Genomic DNA, 15,426 nt, shown 5'->3' with positions numbered 1-15,426 from the left:
TTCGTCTCGGCTTATGGACTGAGATGTTGCCCGAGTCAACAGCTGTGACCTGTGGGGTTGTTGTTCTGCCCACCAAGGTGACGATCAGACAGGTTCTTTGGCTCATTAACACCTTTCCCCTACAAGATCGCCGGATGGGTCACATGTACCGAGTGGCCGGATCGGGAGGGCCGGAAAGAGTCCCTCTTCCGGGAGCGTTCCTCCGGAGGCGCACGGCGGTCCCGGGCAGGCCTGACCGGGTTCGGGCGCCGCGATCGCCCATAGTGGGCCCATGCAGTCCGGGAAGACGCGGGTACGCGTGGTGATCGTCGAGGACCACCCGCTGTTTCGCGAGGGGCTGAGGCCGGCGCTGGAGAGCGCCGGCGACCTCCACGTCACGGGCGAGGCCCGGACCCTCTCGGAGCTGTCCGGCGCCGTGGCGGCGGGCCGGCCGCAGGTCGTCGTGATGGACGTGACCCTGCCCGACGGCTCGGGCATCGAGGCCACCCGGCTGCTCGGCGAGCAGCACCCGGAACTGAGGGTGCTGGTGCTGACCATGGCCGACGACGACGCCACCCTCCTCGCCGCCCTGCGCGCGGGAGCCCGCGGCTACCTGGTCAAGGGCGCCGGGCGCGAGGAGGTCCTGCACGCGGTGCGCACGGTGGCGGCCGGGGGCGCCGGTCTCGGGGCCGCCGGGGGGGCGGGCTGCGCGGACGGCGGGGCGCCGGTCCGGGCGGAGGACCCGCCGTGACTCCCGGGCCCCGCGACCGCCGTGCCGGGGGGGGCGGCGGACCGCCGGGCGCCACGTATGTCCTGGCCATGTCACGAAACCGCCACAGGGCCCCGTCCCCGGAACCCGGGCGGGGCATGGCGCGTGTCCGACGACGCGAGTGCCGGCGCGTGACCGGTCGTGAACCACGGGAGCACCCCATGCAGTACACAGCAGGTCTTCGACGCACCGCCACGGCACTCGCGGCGGCCGCCGCGGCCACCGCCCTGATGACGGGCTGCGGCCCGACCGGGGACACCGGCGCGGCCGGCCCCTCCTCGCCGACGGCCTCGGGACCGGCGGCGACGCCCGCCGGGGCCTCGACGGGCGGTTCGGGCGGCTCGGCGGGCACGGGCGGGTCGGGCGGGACCGCGGGAACCTCCGGCACGGGCGGAACGGGCAGCACGGGCGGAACGGGCAGCACGGGCGGAACGGGCAGCACGGGTGGAACGGGCGGCACGGGCGGCGGGACCGCCAAGCCGACGCCGTCCGCGCCGGGCGGCGGCGGGAAGCCCAAGGCCTGCGCCATCGAGGACCTCGAGGTCTCGCCGGCCCACCAGGCCGACAACCGCCCGACCGGTACCGGTACCGGCGCCGTGGTCGTCTCGGTCAAGAGCCGGTCGGTCTGCACCCTGCTCGGCTTCCCCCAGGTCGCCGGGGCGGGCAACGGCTCACCCGACAAGAACGTCCCGCTGGCCACCGTCAACAGCGGTACGGCCGCCCCGGTGGCCCTGACCCCGGGCGCCCGCGCCTGGACGAAGCTGACCTTCGTCAACGTCCAGGGCGAGGCGGACGGCTACTGCGTGTCCGGCTCCACGCCCGTCGTGTTCCCCACCCTGGTCATCCGGGTCCCGGGCGCGGGCTCGCACCAGATCGCCATGGACGACGGGCAGTTCGCCGAGTGCGACAACAAGGTCACCGTCACGCCCTTCTCGCTGACGAAGCCCTCCTGATCCGGACGGGTCAGGAGATCCCGTACCACTGGCTGCCCCAGCCGGTGTTGATCGTGCTGGTGGACTGCTCCGCGAGGTTGAGGGTGGGCGGCAGCGAGGTCTGGCCCGTCAGGACCGTGCTGTAGCGCAGGGCCGGCGGGGTCAGGCCCGCGTTGACGGAGATGCCGGCGCCCGTGGCCTTCAGGGTGAGGGCGTTGGTGGCCCAGTTGCCGTTCAGCAGGAGGGCGATGAAGTAGGTGCCGTTGGCCGCGGTGAACGGCTTGGTGAGGGGCAGCGGCTTGGCCACCGCGTCGGTCATCAGCTGGGGCGAGACGTCGGCGGTGGAGGCGACCAGCCTGCCGGTGGCGTCGTACACGCCGAGGTAGCAGTTGGAGAGCTGGGCGCCCGCGTCCACGCCGGCCAGGCCGAGCCAGATGTTGGACCAGGTGATCTGCTCGCGCAGGCCGATCCGGACCAGGGTGATCCGTCCGCCGACCCCGGCGGCCGACTGGGCGGTGACGTGTCCCGCGTCGTTGGGGTCCCCGGTCCAGGCCAGCAGGTTCTGGTCCTGGGGGCGGGGGCCCTCGTACCCGGAGGCGCCGCCCGGCGCGGGGGCGGGCGCGGCCGCCGGGGCGCTCGCGGCCGGGTGCGCAGCGCCGTCCGAGGAGGTGCACCCGGTGAGGGCGAGCAGCGCTGCGAGGGTGGCGGCCAGGCCGGCGGTGGTGGTACGGGTGCGCATGGTCCCCCCATGTGGTGCGGATGTGCCGGGGTCATCGTCACATGCGTCCCCATGGCCTCGGCAGGCACCCGGTGCGCGGGGGCGGACGGGGTGCGGTTCCGGCCTTTCCCCGAGGGGAGTTGGGCCGAGAAGGCGGTCGCCGGGTGGGGCCCGCGGGCCGATACTGCACGGGGCGGACCGGAGCGGCCATGGAGGGGAACCGATGGGGTCGAACAGGACGGCACGGCGCACCGCCGGGCGCCGGCGCGGGCGCGGACTGGCGGTGCTGGCCGTACTGGGGGCACTGGGTGCGGGGGTTCTGGCACCCGCGGGGCCTTCGTGGGCGGCTCGGCGGTGCGGATCCGCCGGAGCGGGCGGGCCGGTACAGGTGGGGTACGTCCCGGACTGGGTCGAGTCGATCGCGGTGGACCGGCGGGGCCGGATGTTCGCCACCGCGTACTTCAGCGGCCGCGTGTACCGCATCGACGCGCCGGGCGCGGCTCCGGTGGCGCTCACCGGGAACATCGGCGCCGACGGCGGGATCGTCGTGCGCGGGGACGGCCGGCTGCTCGTCGGTACGGGCAACGACCTCGCGCACTCGCTGACCGGGGACCTGCTGCCGGTGTCGAAGCTGCTGGAGGTGGATCCGGAGAGCGGGGCCGCCTCGGTGTACGCGTCGGGCCTCGGCGGAATCGACGGGGTGGCACTCGCGCCCGACGGGACCGTGTACACGACGACCCTGGGCGGTTCGGGCATCGGACGCGTCACCCCGGACGGCCGGGTGGACCCCGCGTGGGCGCGGGTGCCGCAGCCCAACGGGATCGCCGTGTCCCCCGACGGGTCCGAGGTGTACGTGGTCCAGACGACCCTCGCCCCCGGGGTGTACCGGATCCCCGTGGGGGACCCGGGGCGCCCCCGGCGCTGGGTGTCCACCACGGGCACCGACGCCCTGGCCCTCCCGGACGGCCTCACCCTCGACGGCCGCGGCCGCCCGCTGATCGCCACGCACGCGGCGGGCGAGGTGTGGCGCGTGGAGGACGGAACCCTGTGCGCCGTCGCCGCGGACCCGGCGCTGCGGCTGTCCACCCAACTGGTGTACGGCCGGGGGGATCAGGGTTTCGCGGCGGGGCGCCTGTACCGGGCGGGCGTCGACGGAAGGATCTACGAGGTGCCGGCCGCCGGCTGATCCCCGGGTTCCGGAACGAGGTGGGCGCGCGCGACGGCCGCGGGCGGGGCGTCCACACTGAGCCGCAGGCGGGATCCGCCGAGCGCGTCGGCGGTCCAGAAGATCCGTACGGCGGGTGCGGGCGGGTCCGTCCGCGTACAGTCCGTGCTGTCCCGCACCTCGCGACGGCCGGGCCGACGGCCGGACAGGAGAAGCCCCGTGGCCGCAGTCGCCTTGCCCGAACTGGATCCCGTCGAGGTGGAGCGGTGGCGGGCGGAGGGCGGGGAGCTGGTCGATCTGCTGGCGCGGGCGCAGGAGCGGCACGGCGGGGTCGTCGCCGTTCGGCTTGGGCCCCGGCCCACCGTCCTGGTCACCGGGCCGGAGGCCGTGCAGCACGTCCTCGCCCTGCGGCCCGACCGGTACGTCAAGCGCTCCCACCGCGCCCGCCTGCTGATCGGCGACGGGGTGCTGGCCGCGACGGGTGAGGCCTGGAAGCGGCAACGGCGGGTGCTCCAGGCGCAGTTCACGGGGACCGGGATGCGCCGGTACGAGCGGCGGATCGCCGGTGCGGCGCGGGCCGCGGCCGGGCGGTGGGAGGGGTACGCGCGCACCGGTGAGGTCTTCGACGTCGGTGAGGAGATGCGGCACTTCGCGCTGGACACCATCTGGCGCTCGCTGACCGGGCATCCGCTGGACCCGGTGACCGCGCGCGAACTGGCCTCCGTCGCGACCCTGACGGCGGCGCTGCCCCAGCTGCCCGCCGACGCCGTGGAGGCCCGGGGGCTGGTGGCGGAGGAGCTGGCCCGGATCGACGCGGTGGCCGGGGAGGCGGTGGCCGCCGCGCGGCGCGGGGAGCCGGGGCCCGACGGGCCGGGGCTGCTCCAGGTGCTGGTCGACGCGTCGCGGGAGCGCCCCGAGTACACCGACCGGCTGGTCCGCGACGAGCTGGTGACCCTGCTGGTGGCCGGGCACGAGACCACCGCCACCACCCTGACCTGGCTGTACCTGCTGCTCGACCGGTACCCGCAGGCCCGTGAGGAGGCGCTGGCCGCCGGGGACGGGGGTTCGCCGGAGCGCGCGGACGCGGTGCAGGCCCTCGTCAGCGAGACGCTGCGGCTGTACCCGTCCGCCTGGATCCTGCCCCGGTACACGGCGGAGGCCGACACCGTGGCCGGGTACGCGGTGGAGGCGGACAGCGAGGTCCTGGTCTGCCCGTACCTGACGCACCGCGATGCGGGGCTGTGGCCGGATCCGGAGCGGTTCGACCCCCGGCGGTTCAGGGCCGGGGGTGCCCGCCCCGGCGGGACGGGCGCCTATCTGCCCTTCGGGGTCGGGCCCCGGGCCTGCCTGGGCACGCGGTTCGCGCTGCGGGAGTCGGCGGTGCTGCTGGAGGCCCTGCTGCCCTCGTACGTCCCGGTCTTCGCCTCGGTCCCGCGCGGGGCCGCGTACGGCATCACGGTCCGCCCGGACGGTCCGGCACCGGCCACGCTCGCACCGGGCCGCGGCCGTGGCCGTTAGGTCCTGGGGTCGACCGGGGTGAGGACCCCCAGCCGGTCCTCGACCGCCTGGGCGGCGTCGAGGCACAGGTCCTCGCGGAAGGCCCGTCCGATGATCTGCACCCCGGCGGGGAGCCCGTCGCGCAGTCCGGTGGGGACGGCCACGGCGGGCACGCCGATGAAGCTGGTCGCCGTGCACAGGCGCATCCCGGCGGCGACCCGGTCCCGGCCGGCCCGGTCGCGGGACTCCAGCCCCGGCTCGACCGGCGGCTCGGTGAACGAGGGGCCGAGGACCAGCGGGTGGGCGTCGAGGAACTCGGCCCAGGAGCGGCGGAGGTTCAGCCAGGTTCCCGTCAGCCTCACCAGTTCGGCGGCGGTGGCGGGGGGCGTGCGGTCCATGGCGAACTGCAGGTAGCGGTCGCCCCCTTCGCCGAGGAGGGTGCGCACCGCAGGCCAGTTCGGGGCGAACTCGGTGAGGGTGATGCGGTCGTACGCGTCGAGGGTCTCGTCCAGGCGCGGGACGTCGGCCACTTCGCGCACCCGGTATCCGGCGTCGGCGAGGGCGGCGGCCGCGTCGGCGACGGCGGCGCGGACCGCCGGGTGGACCCCGTGCCCGCCGGGGTCCGTCACGACGGCGACCTCGACGGGGCCGGGCAGCGGGGGCCCGTAGGCGGGTACGGGGACGGCGCGCGGGTCGCGGGGGTCGGTGCCGGCCAGTACCTCGTAGGCCAGGCGCAGGTCGGCCACGCTGCGGGCGAGCGGGCCGTCGGTGACGAGCGCCTGGGAGGCCGGGCCGGGGTCGTCGGGGCCGAGGACGCGGTGGTCGGCGGGGAAGCGTCCGGTGGTCGGCTTCAGCCCGGCGACCCCGCAGAACTGGGCCGGTACGCGGATCGAGCCGCCGGAGTCGTTGCCGAGGCCGAGGGCGGCCATGCCGGTGGCGACGGCCACGGCGTCGCCGCCGCTGCTTCCGCCGGGGGTGCGGGCGGGGTCCCAGGGGTTGGCGGTGTCGCCGAAGAGCTCGCTGCGGGTGTGCATCCCGGCGAGGATCAGGGTGGGGACGTTGGCATGGCCGATGGGGATGGCCCCGGCGGCGCGCAGCCGGGCCACGGGCGGCGCGTCGGCCCGGGCGACGAGGTCGCGGAAGCGGGGGACGCCGAAGGTGGTCGGGACCCCCTCGACGGGGGTGGTCTCCTTCACCGTGAAGGGGACGCCCGCGAGGGGGCCGAGCTCCTCTCCGGCGGCGCGCCGGCGGTCCGTCAGCGCGGCGTCCGCGCGGGCCCGTCCGGCCATCAGCTGGGTGACGGCGTTCACCCGGGGATTGACCTCGGCGATGCGTTCCAGGTGGCTCTCGACCAGCTCGGCGGCGGACACCTCGCCGCCCCGCACGGCCCGCGCCTGCGCGGCGGCCGTCATCCGCCACGGTGCTTCCCGCATGTCCCGTTCTCCCGTCCTCGTCTGTTCACTGCCCGTTCCGATGCGGTTGCATCGGATACCTGGGAACCCTACGACAGGAACCGATGCGCTCGCATCGAATAAACTGCGGGGCACGCGGCGCGGAGGGAGGCGGGGCACATGCCCAGGCAGGTGGACCACGAGGGGCGCAGGCGGCGGATCGCCGAGGCGGTGTGCCGGCTCGCGGACGAGAGCGGGCTGGAGGGGGTGACCCTGCGGGACGTCGCGGAGCGGGCCGAGGTGTCGATGGGCGCCGTCCAGCGGTGCTTCCGCACCAAGGAGGAGATGCTCCTGTTCACCCTCGGGCAGATCGGCGAGCGGATCGGCGAACGGGTGAGGGACCGGCTGGTGCGCGGCCCGGCCCAATCGGCCGAGTCCGCCGTGGGCCACGCGGTCACGGAGGTCGCCCTGCTGCGCGAGGAGCACCGCCCGGAGGCCCGGGTCTGGCTGGCCTTCGTCGCGCAGGCGGCCGTCAGCGCGCCGCTGGCCGAGACGCTGCGGGCGAACTACGCGGAGCTGGAGGCGATGTTCGAGCGGCTCCTCGCGGAGGCCGCCGCGTCCCGCCCGCTGCCCGCGCCCCTGGACCCGCGCCGGGAGGCCCGCACCCTGCTGGCCCTCGCCGACGGCCTCACCACGCACGTGCTCATCGGCCACCTGACCGCGCGCCAGGCCGGGGAGGTGCTCCACGCACAGCTGGCCCGGCTCTGGGACCGCGAGGGGTCCGACGGGACCGGTTCGACTGGCGGAGCCGATGGAGCCGGTGGGGAGGCGTCGTCCGGGCTGTGAAAGAGTGCCCGGGGCATCCATCCGACAGGCCAGAAGGGCACCCCAGCATGAACACAGCCGACCAGATCGACCACAGGGCGGCCGTGGCGGCGGAGGCCGCCCGGTTCGCGGACCTGGTCCGGGGCGCCGACATGGCCGCCCCCGTACCCACCTGTCCCGGCTGGGACCTGACCGATCTGGTCCGGCACGCCGGAAGCGTGCACCGCTGGTTCTCGGTGCTGCTGCGCGGGCGCATCCAGGCGCCGCCGACCAGCCGTGACGTGGACCTGCGCCTGCCGGAGCGGGCCGACGGGTACGCCGACTGGCTGGCCGAGGGCGCCGCCGAGGCCGCGGAGGTGTTCGCCGCCACCGACCTGGACGCGCCCATGTGGGTCTGGGGGGCCGACGGCCACGCCCGCTTCTGGGTGCGCCGCATGGCCTTCGAGACCCTGGTCCACCGGACCGACGCGGAGCGGGCCCTGGGGCTGCCGTCCGCCGTGGACCTCGCGCTGGCCCGGGACGGCGTGGACGAATTCCTCGTGAACCTGCCGTTCGCAGCCCTCTTCGCGCCCAAGGTGGCGCACCTGCGCGGAGCGGACCGGAGCATCCGCTTCGCGTGCACGGACACCGAGGGCTCGTGGCTGGTCCGGCTGCGCCCCGACGGCTTCGGCGTGGTCCCGGACGGCGCCGGCGACGAGGCCCCCGCCGACGCCGTGGTCCGCGCCCCGGCGGCCGACCTGCTCCTGCTGCTCTACGGCCGCCTGGACCGCTCGGCGACGACGGTCGAGACGGGCGGGGACGAGGGGCTGCTGGACCTCTGGTTCGCCAACTCGGAGTTCTGAGGCCGCCACGCCGGGCCGGACCCGCCATGCGGATCGCCACGGGGTGTGACAGCGTGGGAGCGGACACGTCCCGCGAGGGGCGGGCCGGCCTGACGTGCTTGTCGTCGTCGCGGTGCGCGGCCTCGGGCTGAAGGGATCCTCTCGTGGCGTCTCCTGGTGATCCGCCGTCCCCTGCCCTCACGGCCGAGGTCGCCCCCGCGCGCGGAGGGCCGCCCGGGGAGAGCCCGACCCATACCTGGGCGGTGGGCCTGCTGATGGCGGCGGCGCCCTGCTCGGTGCGCGAGGCGAAGCAGATCCTCCTCGCCGCGGCCGAACTGGCCCGCGTCACGGCGGTGGAGGTGGCGGCGGCGATGGTCGCGGGCACCCTGGGGATGCCGATGCCCGTACGGATCGAACGGGCCCTGCGCCGCTCCCTTGAGGCGGCCCGCACCCCGAGGCACCCGGGCACGGCCCGGTCGGTCGGCCTCCTGCCGAGCCGGCTGCGCACCGAGGAGGTCCTCTCCCGGCTGCGCGGCTGCCAGGCCCGCCTGGCGGCCGCGCCCACGGACCCGGGCACCGTTCGGGCGATGGACGACGTGGCCTACACCCTGTGCGTCCTGATGGGCCGCCCGAGCACCCACCAGGCGGTCCTGGCGGCGGAACGGCACCTGTCGGCCGCCGCCGAATAGAACCGGTCCCGGGGCCCCGCGCGGGGCCCCGGGAGGCGGGTCACCAGCTGACGGGCAGCTGCTTCACACCGCGGATCAGCATGCCGGGGATCCAGGGCAGCTTCGCCTCGTCGGCGTCACCGGTCAGCTCCGGGAAGCGCTCCAGCAGCGAACGCAGGGCGATCCGGCCCTCCAGGCGGGCGAGCGGGGCGCCGAGACAGTAGTGCAGCCCGTGCCCGAAGGCGATGTGGCCTCGGGCGTCACGCCGGATGTCGAAGCGGTCCGGGTCCTCGAAACGAGCCGGGTCGCGGTCGGCGTCGGCCATGGTGATCAGGACGGTGGAGCGCTTCGGGATGACCACGCCGGCCATCTCCACATCCTCCAGCGCGAGGCGCTCGGTGCAGGTCTCGACCGGTCCGTCGTAGCGGAGCATCTCCTCGATCGCACCGTCGAGCAGACCGAAGTCCGCGCGCAGGTCGGCGAGCTGCTCGGGGTGGGCGAACAGGGCGCGCATCCCGTTGCCGATCATGTTGACGGTGGTCTCGTGCCCGGCGATGAGCAGCAGGACGCACATGCCGATCAGCTCGGACGGCGAGAGGCGGTCCCCGCCCTCGTCCACGGCGTGGATCATCGCGCTGAGCAGGTCCTCGCCGGGTTCGGCGCGCTTGGCGTCGATGAGCCCGCTCAGGTACGCGATCATGCCCTCGTACGCGGCGGCCTCGGCCTCCGGGCTGGTGCGGGCGACCGCCTCGTTGGACCAGGCCCGGAAGGCGTCCCGGTCCAGGCCGGGCACGCCGAGCAGCTCACAGATGACGGTCATCGGCAGCGGGAAGGCCAGGGCCTCCAACAGATCGCCCCGGCGCTCCTCGTTCGCCTCCATGGCGTCGAGCAGTTCGTCGGTGATCTGCTGGATCCGCGGCGCCAGCTCCTCGATGCGGCGCGGGGTGAACGCCCGGGCCACCAGACGGCGCAGCCGGGTGTGGTGCGGCGGGTCGGCCATCAGCATGTGGGCGAGCGCCGGGTTGTCCTGCTCGACGTTGATGATCTGGCTGATGTCTCCGGAGCGGAGCCAGTCGCGGCTCAGCCGCGGGTCGTTGAAGGCCGTACGGCAGGCGTCGTAGCCGACGATCAGCCACAGCTCCTCGCCGTCGGGCGTCCGGACGTGGTGGACGGGGCCGCGTTCGCGCAGCTGCGCGTAGACCGGGTACGGGTCGCGGACGAAGTCCGGACTCAGCTCCAGCAGGTCGACTATCTCGGTCCCAAGCGCCATTGCAATCCCCCTGAATGCATGTGTTGCCTTGCACGTCACACACAGATGTGTGTGTACCCCACAGTAGTCACGAAGTGACGGGGGCGCAGGACCGGGCCCTCCCCCGCGGCCGGGCGGGCTGCGGGGAAGGGCCTCAGGGGGTGTCCGAGTCGCTTGTCAGCAGCTGAAGTTGACGCGCCGGAAGGTGGCGTAGTGGTCGGCCGTGTAGTAGTCCTCGCGGTACTGTCGGCCGGTGATGATCCGACGGGCACCGCGCGTCGGCGCGCCCGGGGTGATCACCGTGTACTCGTGGTAGTAGCCGGTGGTCTGGGCGGGCAGTACGCGCTCGCGGTTCTGGAAGACGACGCCGTCCTGGGAGTAGGGGAACGGGCCTCCCTGGTCTATGAGTTCGAGGGTGTCGTACGCCTCGTCGGGCAGCGCGGAGTAACAGATGCTGCCGACCGAGGCCACGGCGGCGGGTGCGGGGGCGGGGGCGGCCGTGGCGGCCGTACCGGTGAACAGGGTGGCGGCGACGGCGGCCGCGGCGACGGCGGCCGCGAAGCGTGGGGGAATCCTCATGCGCACCACACAACGCGCGTAGACCGGGGACCGTCAACGCCAACTCGTATGTGTTTCCCGCCTGTTCACCGCACCGGCACGGACTCCCCCGCTCCTTAAGGCGGGGTTCCCCTGAAGGTGCCATTCCGCTTGCGGGCGGGCCGGTCAGCGCCCCTCGGGGGCGTCCGTGAGGGCGCGCAGGAGCCCGGGGAAGACCTCGTCCATCTCCTCCCGGCGCAGGGCGTTCATCCGGGAGGTGCCGACGTAGTACTGGCGGATGAGGCCCGCGTCGCGCAGCACGTGGAAGTGGTGGGTGGCGGTGGACTTGCTGACGGGGAGCTCGATCGTCCCGCAGCTGAGGTCCCGGCCGGCGGCGTGCAGTTCGCGCACGATGAGGCGGCGCACCGGATCGACGAGCGCGTCCAGGACCTGCTGGAGCGTCACGTCCCGCACCTCCGGGTGGGGCGGGACGCGATCGCGTCCGCCCTGCTTCGCCGTCGCCGCCGCCATGACCGCCACCTCCTGCCCTCATCGTACGACAGGCGTCAAAGTATGACGCCCATCGAAGTTTGACATCTGTCGAACCTTCGGTTTGAGTGGGGCCGGCGGCGCGGGGAAGGCGGCCGCCCCGGACCGAGGGGACGATGCGTGATGGCCAGGACAGTGCGGTTCCACGAGCTCGGGGGTCCCGAGGTGCTGCGGCTGGAGGAGGTGCCGGTCGGCCCGCCCGGACCGGGCGAACTGCTGATCCGCGTGGACGCGATCGGCGTCAACCGCGCCGAGGCCCTCTTCCGCGGCGGCGACTACATAGAGGCGCCGAGGCGGTTCCCCGCCACGCTCGGCGCCGAGGCCTCCGGCGTGGTGGAGGCCGTCGGGCCGGGGGTCACGGGGTTCGAGCCGGGCCGGGCCGTGAGCGTGTTGCCCGGGTTCTCGATGAACGACTACGGCGTCTACGCCGAGCGCGCGATCGTCCCCGCCACGGCGGTGCTGCACCGCCCCGACGGCCTGGACGCCGTCCGGGGCGCGGCGGTGTGGATGCCGTACCTGACGGCGTACGGGGCGCTCGTGGAGGTCGGCGGGATGCGCGCCGGGGACACCGTCGTGCTGACCGCCGCCTCCAGCAGCGTGGGCCTGGCGGCGATCCGGGTCGCCCGCCGCGTCGGGGCGACCCCGATCGCCGCCACCCGCACCCGCGCCAAGGCGGAGCGCCTGCGGGCCGCGGGGGCGGCCGAGGTGGTCGTCACCGGCGAGGAGGGCGTGCGCGAGCGGGTGCTCACCCTCACCGGGGGCAGGGGCGCGGAGTTCGTCTTCGACGCGGTCGCCGGGCCCGGTGTCCTGGACCTGGCCGGGGCGGTCGCCCCGGGCGGCACGCTGCTGATGTACGGGGCGCTGAGCGGCGAGCCGACTCCGTACCCGGGGTTCGAGCTCGGCATGCCGGCCCTGAACATGCGGACCTTCACCGCCCAGGAGATCACCACCGATCCCGGGCGGCTGCGCCGCGCGGAGGCGTTCATCACCTCGGGGCTGCGCGACGGTTCGTTCGAGCCGGCCGTGGACCGGGTCTTCGGCCTCGACGAGATCGCCGACGCGCACCGCTACATGGAGGCGGGCACCCGGGTGGGGAAGATCGTCGTCGCCGTACGCCACTGAGCCCGGCGGGGCCGCCCCGTCCGGGCGGCCCCGCCGGGGTCAGGGGGTGGCGGCGGGGTCTTCCGGGAGGCCCGTGCCGCCCAGGCGGGTGAGCAGGGCGGCCAGGTCCTCGATGTCGTCGCCGGCCCATTCCGGGGCCGCGAAGACGTCGGCCGCGACCTGTTCGGCGGCCTTGAGGATGTCGGCCAGGCGCTCGCGGCCGGTGTCCGTGAGGGCCGCGTACGCCACGCGGGCGTCACGGGCGTCGGCCTCGCGGACGATGAGGCCGATCCGCTCCAGCGGCGCCAGCCCCCGGGTCACGCCCGAGGCCGTGAGCCCGAGCGCCCCGGCGAGGTCCACCCGCCGCATCCGGCCGCCCTCGGCCCGCCCCAGGTGCAGCAGCACCAGGAAATCGGCCAGGCTCACCCCGAACAGGGAACCCAGACGGGAGTCGAACTTCCGCACCAGGGCGGTCTGGGCCTTCACCAGGCGCAGGGACACGTCCAGCGCATTACTCATTGTTACCTCCTTGACTCCTCAAGGATATGGGAAAAGCTTGAGTAGTCAAGGAGCTGTGCAGTACCCCTGTCCGTGCGGGCCGGGGGCGGTCGCGTATGTTCGTCCCGTTCCCGAACCGGAGGCGACGCCATGGGGCTCCTGCCGCTGCTCCTGCTGAACGCCTTCGCGCTGGCCGCCTTCGCCTTCGGGCGGCTGGCCGTACGGATGGTGCGCCGCGCGCCGGGGTGGGCGTACGCGCTCGCCCCGCCGCTGGTGGTGATCGGCACCGGCTGGGCCCTCGGATGGCTGCTGTGGCCCTCCTACGCGGCGGCCCCGGCCGTCCTCGTCTGGTGGCTCTGCGGGCTGGCGGGCACCGTCACCTGGTGGGTCTGCCAGGCCCGCACCCACCGGGCGCCCCGGCGGCGCCGCCCTGTCGGCCGGACCGGCTAGAACCGCCCGCGCGGGCTCTCGCCGTGGCCGCCCGGGGAGAGCTGGGCCACCACCTCGGCGAGTTCCTCGCAGGCCTCCTCGATCTTCAGGCGGACGTTGTTCTGCTCGGTGACCAGGGCCGCCAGCAGGAGGCCCGTCAGCGCCGCCGCGCCGTTGAGGGCCTGGAGGTTCACCATGAGCTCCAGCAGGCTGCGGCCGGTGAAGGGGCCGACGTGGTCGGTCGCCGCCCAGATCGACAGCACGGACACCAGCAGGGCGCACGGCGCCGCCCCGGCCAGCTGGAAGCGCACCGCGGCCCAGATGATCAGCGGGAAGACCAGGAACAGCAGGGACAGGGTGCTGTGCGTGGCGAGGACGGTGGCGGCGGCGGTCGCTGCCATCATGGCCGCCGCCTCGGCCATCCGGTACGGGTCGCGGGGCAGCCCGGCGCCGCGCAGCGCCAGCAGCAGCGGGGTCACCAGCAGTACCCCCATGGCGTCCCCGGCCCACCAGGCCGACCAGGTCGGCCAGAAGCTCTCCATCGGCAGGTTCCCCGTGAGCACCAGCGTCCAGGCCCCGGCGGTCGCGCTGATCAGCATCGGGACCAGCCCGCCGAGGAAGACCAGCGCCAGCCCGTCGCGGAGCCGGTCCAGCTCGGGGCGGAATCCGGCCGCGCGCAGGAGCAGCAGGGCGCACACCGGCGCCAGCACGTTGCCGGCCACGATGCCCAGGTCGGCGGGGCGGAACGCGGAGATCCCCTCGATCGCGAGGTAGGTGCCGAGGGCGATTCCCGGCCAGACGCGCAGGCCGAACCAGAGGAGGGCGGCGACGGCGATCCCGGTGGGCGGCCACAGGGGCGTGACGACCGCGCCGGCGACCACCACCTGACGCAGCAGGCCGAGCCGGCCGGTCGCGTAGTAGACGGCGGCCACGCCGAGGACGGGCAGGAGCGCTGCGCACGAACGGCGCCATTCCAGGGTGCGCACCACAGCATCAGACAACAGGCCGGCCGCCCCGGCCGCCCGTGACACGCCCGAGCACGAGGTCCGGCCGCCCTGACGCGGGGCCGGAACCCGGCGCCAGGACGCGCAGGACCGGGCCGCGCGAAGCGGGGGCGCGGCGCCGGGCCGCCGGTCAGTCCGGCGGCGCGCCGCCGGCGCCGGTGGCCTCGGGACCGCGGGCGTCCGCGCCCTCGGGGCCGGGGTCGCCGCCGGGGCCGTCAGGGCCAAGGCGGGTCGCGGGGCCGGCGGGGCCGGGCCCACCGTCGCCCCCGGGGCCGTCAGGGCCGGGCTCACCATCGGCCCCCGCAGGGGGCGGGCCGCCGCCGGGGCCGTCGTGGCTGAGGACCAGGACCGCCGCGTCGTCCGCGTGGCCGGTCGAGTCGGCCACCTTCATCACCTCGGCGGCCAGTTCGTCCGGGTCCCCGCCCGCCGACTCGCGGACGATCCGGGACACCCGCTCCAGCCCCGCCTCGATCGGGAACGACGGCCCCTCCACCACCCCGTCGGTCAGCAGCACGATCGAGCCCGCCGCCGTCAGCCGCCGCCGGGTGACCGCGTACCCCGCCCCGGGGACCAGGCCCAGCGGGGGGCCTCCGGCGTCCTCGGCGATCCCGTGGCGGCCGTCGACGGTGGCCCAGACGGACGGGACGTGGCCGGCCCGGGCGCCCTGGAGCTCGCCGGTGTACGGGTCGAAGCGCAGCAGCGTGCACGTCGCGAACAGCTCGCTGTCCAGGGAGAGCAGTACGTCGTTCGCCCGGCCCAGCACCTCCCCCGGGTCCGAGACCACGGCCGCGACGGCGCGCAGGCAGACCCGGACCTGTCCCATGAAGGCGGCGGCCGCGACGTCGTGCCCCTGGACGTCGCCGATGGAGAAGGCGAGGGCGCCCTCGGGCAGCGGGAAGCCGTCGTACCAGTCGCCGCCGATGTCCAGGCCGTGCTGGGCGGGGGCGTAGCGGGCCGCGGTCCGCAGTCCCGGCAGGACGGGGAGGGCGGCGGGCAGCATCTCGCGCTGGAGGGCCTCGGCCAGCTCCACCCTGGCGTGGTGCAGCTGGGCGCCCTCCCGCGCCTGGGCGGTGAGCCGCCCCAGCATGGTCAGCAGATCGGCGCTGTCCGGCCGAGGGGGCCGCCGGCGCGGGGTCACCGACCACTCCGGGGTGCGTTCATCTGCCTCTCTGCTCCCGCCGTGCGAAAGACCCGGGCACATCATATTTCGGCTGGGCTCGGGCCGCCCGGCGCGACCGGCACCCGGCCCGGCCGCCCGGTCCTGCGCGGGGCCCGAGCCGAGGACCGAGCCGGG

At 75.2% G+C, this 15,426-nt stretch carries 16 protein-coding genes and 1 pseudogene; 9 read left to right on the top strand and 8 right to left on the bottom strand.

Annotation, left to right across the window (positions count from 1 at the left end):
- Positions 1–271 precede the first annotated feature (271 nt).
- Together AB0O29_RS11280 and AB0O29_RS11275 are read left to right on the top strand one after the other, a co-directional pair.
- Complete coding sequence (locus AB0O29_RS11280) at positions 272–730, top strand: response regulator transcription factor (RefSeq protein WP_365149590.1); 459 nt, start codon at positions 272–274, stop codon at positions 728–730.
- A gap of 179 nt (positions 731–909) precedes the next feature.
- Complete coding sequence (locus tag AB0O29_RS11275; RefSeq protein ID WP_365149587.1) at positions 910–1,701, top strand: DUF4232 domain-containing protein; 792 nt, start codon at positions 910–912, stop codon at positions 1,699–1,701.
- A 10-nt stretch (positions 1,702–1,711) separates the two neighbouring features.
- On the opposite strand, the gene AB0O29_RS11270 is transcribed toward AB0O29_RS11275, so the two are convergent.
- Positions 1,712–2,419, bottom strand: coding sequence for a hypothetical protein (locus tag AB0O29_RS11270; RefSeq protein ID WP_365149584.1), 708 nt, complete (start codon positions 2,417–2,419; stop codon positions 1,712–1,714).
- Positions 2,420–2,621: 202 nt separating this feature from the next.
- Here AB0O29_RS11270 and AB0O29_RS11265 point away from each other — a divergent pair, with 202 nt between their 5' ends.
- Together AB0O29_RS11265 and AB0O29_RS11260 are read left to right on the top strand one after the other, a co-directional pair.
- Positions 2,622–3,584, top strand: a complete 963-nt coding sequence (locus AB0O29_RS11265; RefSeq protein ID WP_365149581.1) for an SMP-30/gluconolactonase/LRE family protein — start codon at positions 2,622–2,624, stop codon at positions 3,582–3,584.
- Positions 3,585–3,782: 198 nt separating this feature from the next.
- Entirely contained in the window at positions 3,783–5,081 is a 1,299-nt protein-coding gene (locus AB0O29_RS11260) for a cytochrome P450 (protein WP_365149578.1), read from the top strand.
- On the opposite strand, the gene AB0O29_RS11255 is transcribed toward AB0O29_RS11260, so the two are convergent.
- Entirely contained in the window at positions 5,078–6,493 is a 1,416-nt protein-coding gene (locus AB0O29_RS11255) for an amidase (protein WP_365149575.1), read from the bottom strand. The genes AB0O29_RS11260 and AB0O29_RS11255 overlap by 4 nt on opposite strands.
- Before the next feature lie 138 nt (positions 6,494–6,631).
- Between AB0O29_RS11255 and AB0O29_RS11250 the strand changes: the two genes are divergently transcribed.
- From AB0O29_RS11250 to AB0O29_RS11240, 3 genes are all read left to right on the top strand, one after another.
- Entirely contained in the window at positions 6,632–7,297 is a 666-nt protein-coding gene (locus tag AB0O29_RS11250; protein ID WP_365149572.1) for a TetR/AcrR family transcriptional regulator, read from the top strand.
- 47 nt (positions 7,298–7,344) lie between these two features.
- Positions 7,345–8,118 carry a maleylpyruvate isomerase family mycothiol-dependent enzyme gene (locus AB0O29_RS11245; protein WP_365149570.1) on the top strand — a complete coding sequence of 258 codons (774 nt, stop codon included), beginning with the start codon at positions 7,345–7,347 and terminating at the stop codon, positions 8,116–8,118.
- Positions 8,119–8,360: 242 nt separating this feature from the next.
- Complete coding sequence (locus AB0O29_RS11240; protein ID WP_365149567.1) at positions 8,361–8,786, top strand: DUF5133 domain-containing protein; 426 nt, start codon at positions 8,361–8,363, stop codon at positions 8,784–8,786.
- Positions 8,787–8,826: 40 nt separating this feature from the next.
- Here the strand turns inward: AB0O29_RS11240 and AB0O29_RS11235 are convergent, their stop codons facing one another.
- The 3 genes from AB0O29_RS11235 to AB0O29_RS11225 all read right to left on the bottom strand — a co-directional run bounded on the left by AB0O29_RS11235 (position 8,827) and on the right by AB0O29_RS11225 (position 11,082).
- Positions 8,827–10,035 carry a cytochrome P450 gene (locus AB0O29_RS11235; RefSeq protein ID WP_365149564.1) on the bottom strand — a complete coding sequence of 403 codons (1,209 nt, stop codon included), beginning with the start codon at positions 10,033–10,035 and terminating at the stop codon, positions 8,827–8,829.
- A gap of 156 nt (positions 10,036–10,191) precedes the next feature.
- A complete protein-coding gene (locus tag AB0O29_RS11230) occupies positions 10,192–10,593 on the bottom strand; it encodes a ribonuclease domain-containing protein (protein ID WP_365149562.1) in 402 nt (133 codons plus the stop codon).
- A 144-nt stretch (positions 10,594–10,737) separates the two neighbouring features.
- Positions 10,738–11,082 carry a helix-turn-helix domain-containing protein gene (locus AB0O29_RS11225; RefSeq protein ID WP_365149559.1) on the bottom strand — a complete coding sequence of 115 codons (345 nt, stop codon included), beginning with the start codon at positions 11,080–11,082 and terminating at the stop codon, positions 10,738–10,740.
- A 141-nt stretch (positions 11,083–11,223) separates the two neighbouring features.
- On the opposite strand from AB0O29_RS11225, the gene AB0O29_RS11220 reads away from it, so the two are divergent.
- Positions 11,224–12,222 (top strand): zinc-dependent alcohol dehydrogenase family protein, encoded by a 999-nt coding sequence (locus tag AB0O29_RS11220; RefSeq protein ID WP_365149556.1) that lies wholly within the window; start codon positions 11,224–11,226, stop codon positions 12,220–12,222.
- Between the two features lie 39 nt (positions 12,223–12,261).
- On the opposite strand, the gene AB0O29_RS11215 is transcribed toward AB0O29_RS11220, so the two are convergent.
- On the bottom strand, positions 12,262–12,720 hold the full coding sequence (locus AB0O29_RS11215; RefSeq protein ID WP_365149553.1) for a MarR family winged helix-turn-helix transcriptional regulator: 459 nt from the start codon (positions 12,718–12,720) through the stop codon (positions 12,262–12,264).
- Positions 12,721–12,849: 129 nt separating this feature from the next.
- Between AB0O29_RS11215 and AB0O29_RS11210 the strand changes: the two genes are divergently transcribed.
- On the top strand, positions 12,850–13,149 hold the full coding sequence (locus AB0O29_RS11210; RefSeq protein ID WP_365149550.1) for a hypothetical protein: 300 nt from the start codon (positions 12,850–12,852) through the stop codon (positions 13,147–13,149).
- Here AB0O29_RS11210 and AB0O29_RS11205 read toward each other — a convergent pair.
- A complete protein-coding gene (locus AB0O29_RS11205) occupies positions 13,146–14,117 on the bottom strand; it encodes an MASE1 domain-containing protein (protein ID WP_365149547.1) in 972 nt (323 codons plus the stop codon). The two genes, AB0O29_RS11210 and AB0O29_RS11205, sit on opposite strands and share 4 nt — an antisense overlap.
- A 346-nt stretch (positions 14,118–14,463) precedes the next feature.
- Positions 14,464–15,219: pseudogene (locus AB0O29_RS11200) on the bottom strand (PP2C family protein-serine/threonine phosphatase); the annotation flags it as partial.
- Positions 15,220–15,426: the final 207 nt, after the last annotated feature.

Origin of the sequence: Streptomyces sp. NPDC089915 (genome assembly GCF_040684675.1) — a bacterium.
Taxonomy (GTDB): Bacteria; Actinomycetota; Actinomycetes; order Streptomycetales; family Streptomycetaceae; genus Streptomyces.
This window is presented reverse-complemented; position numbering and strand designations above follow the sequence as displayed.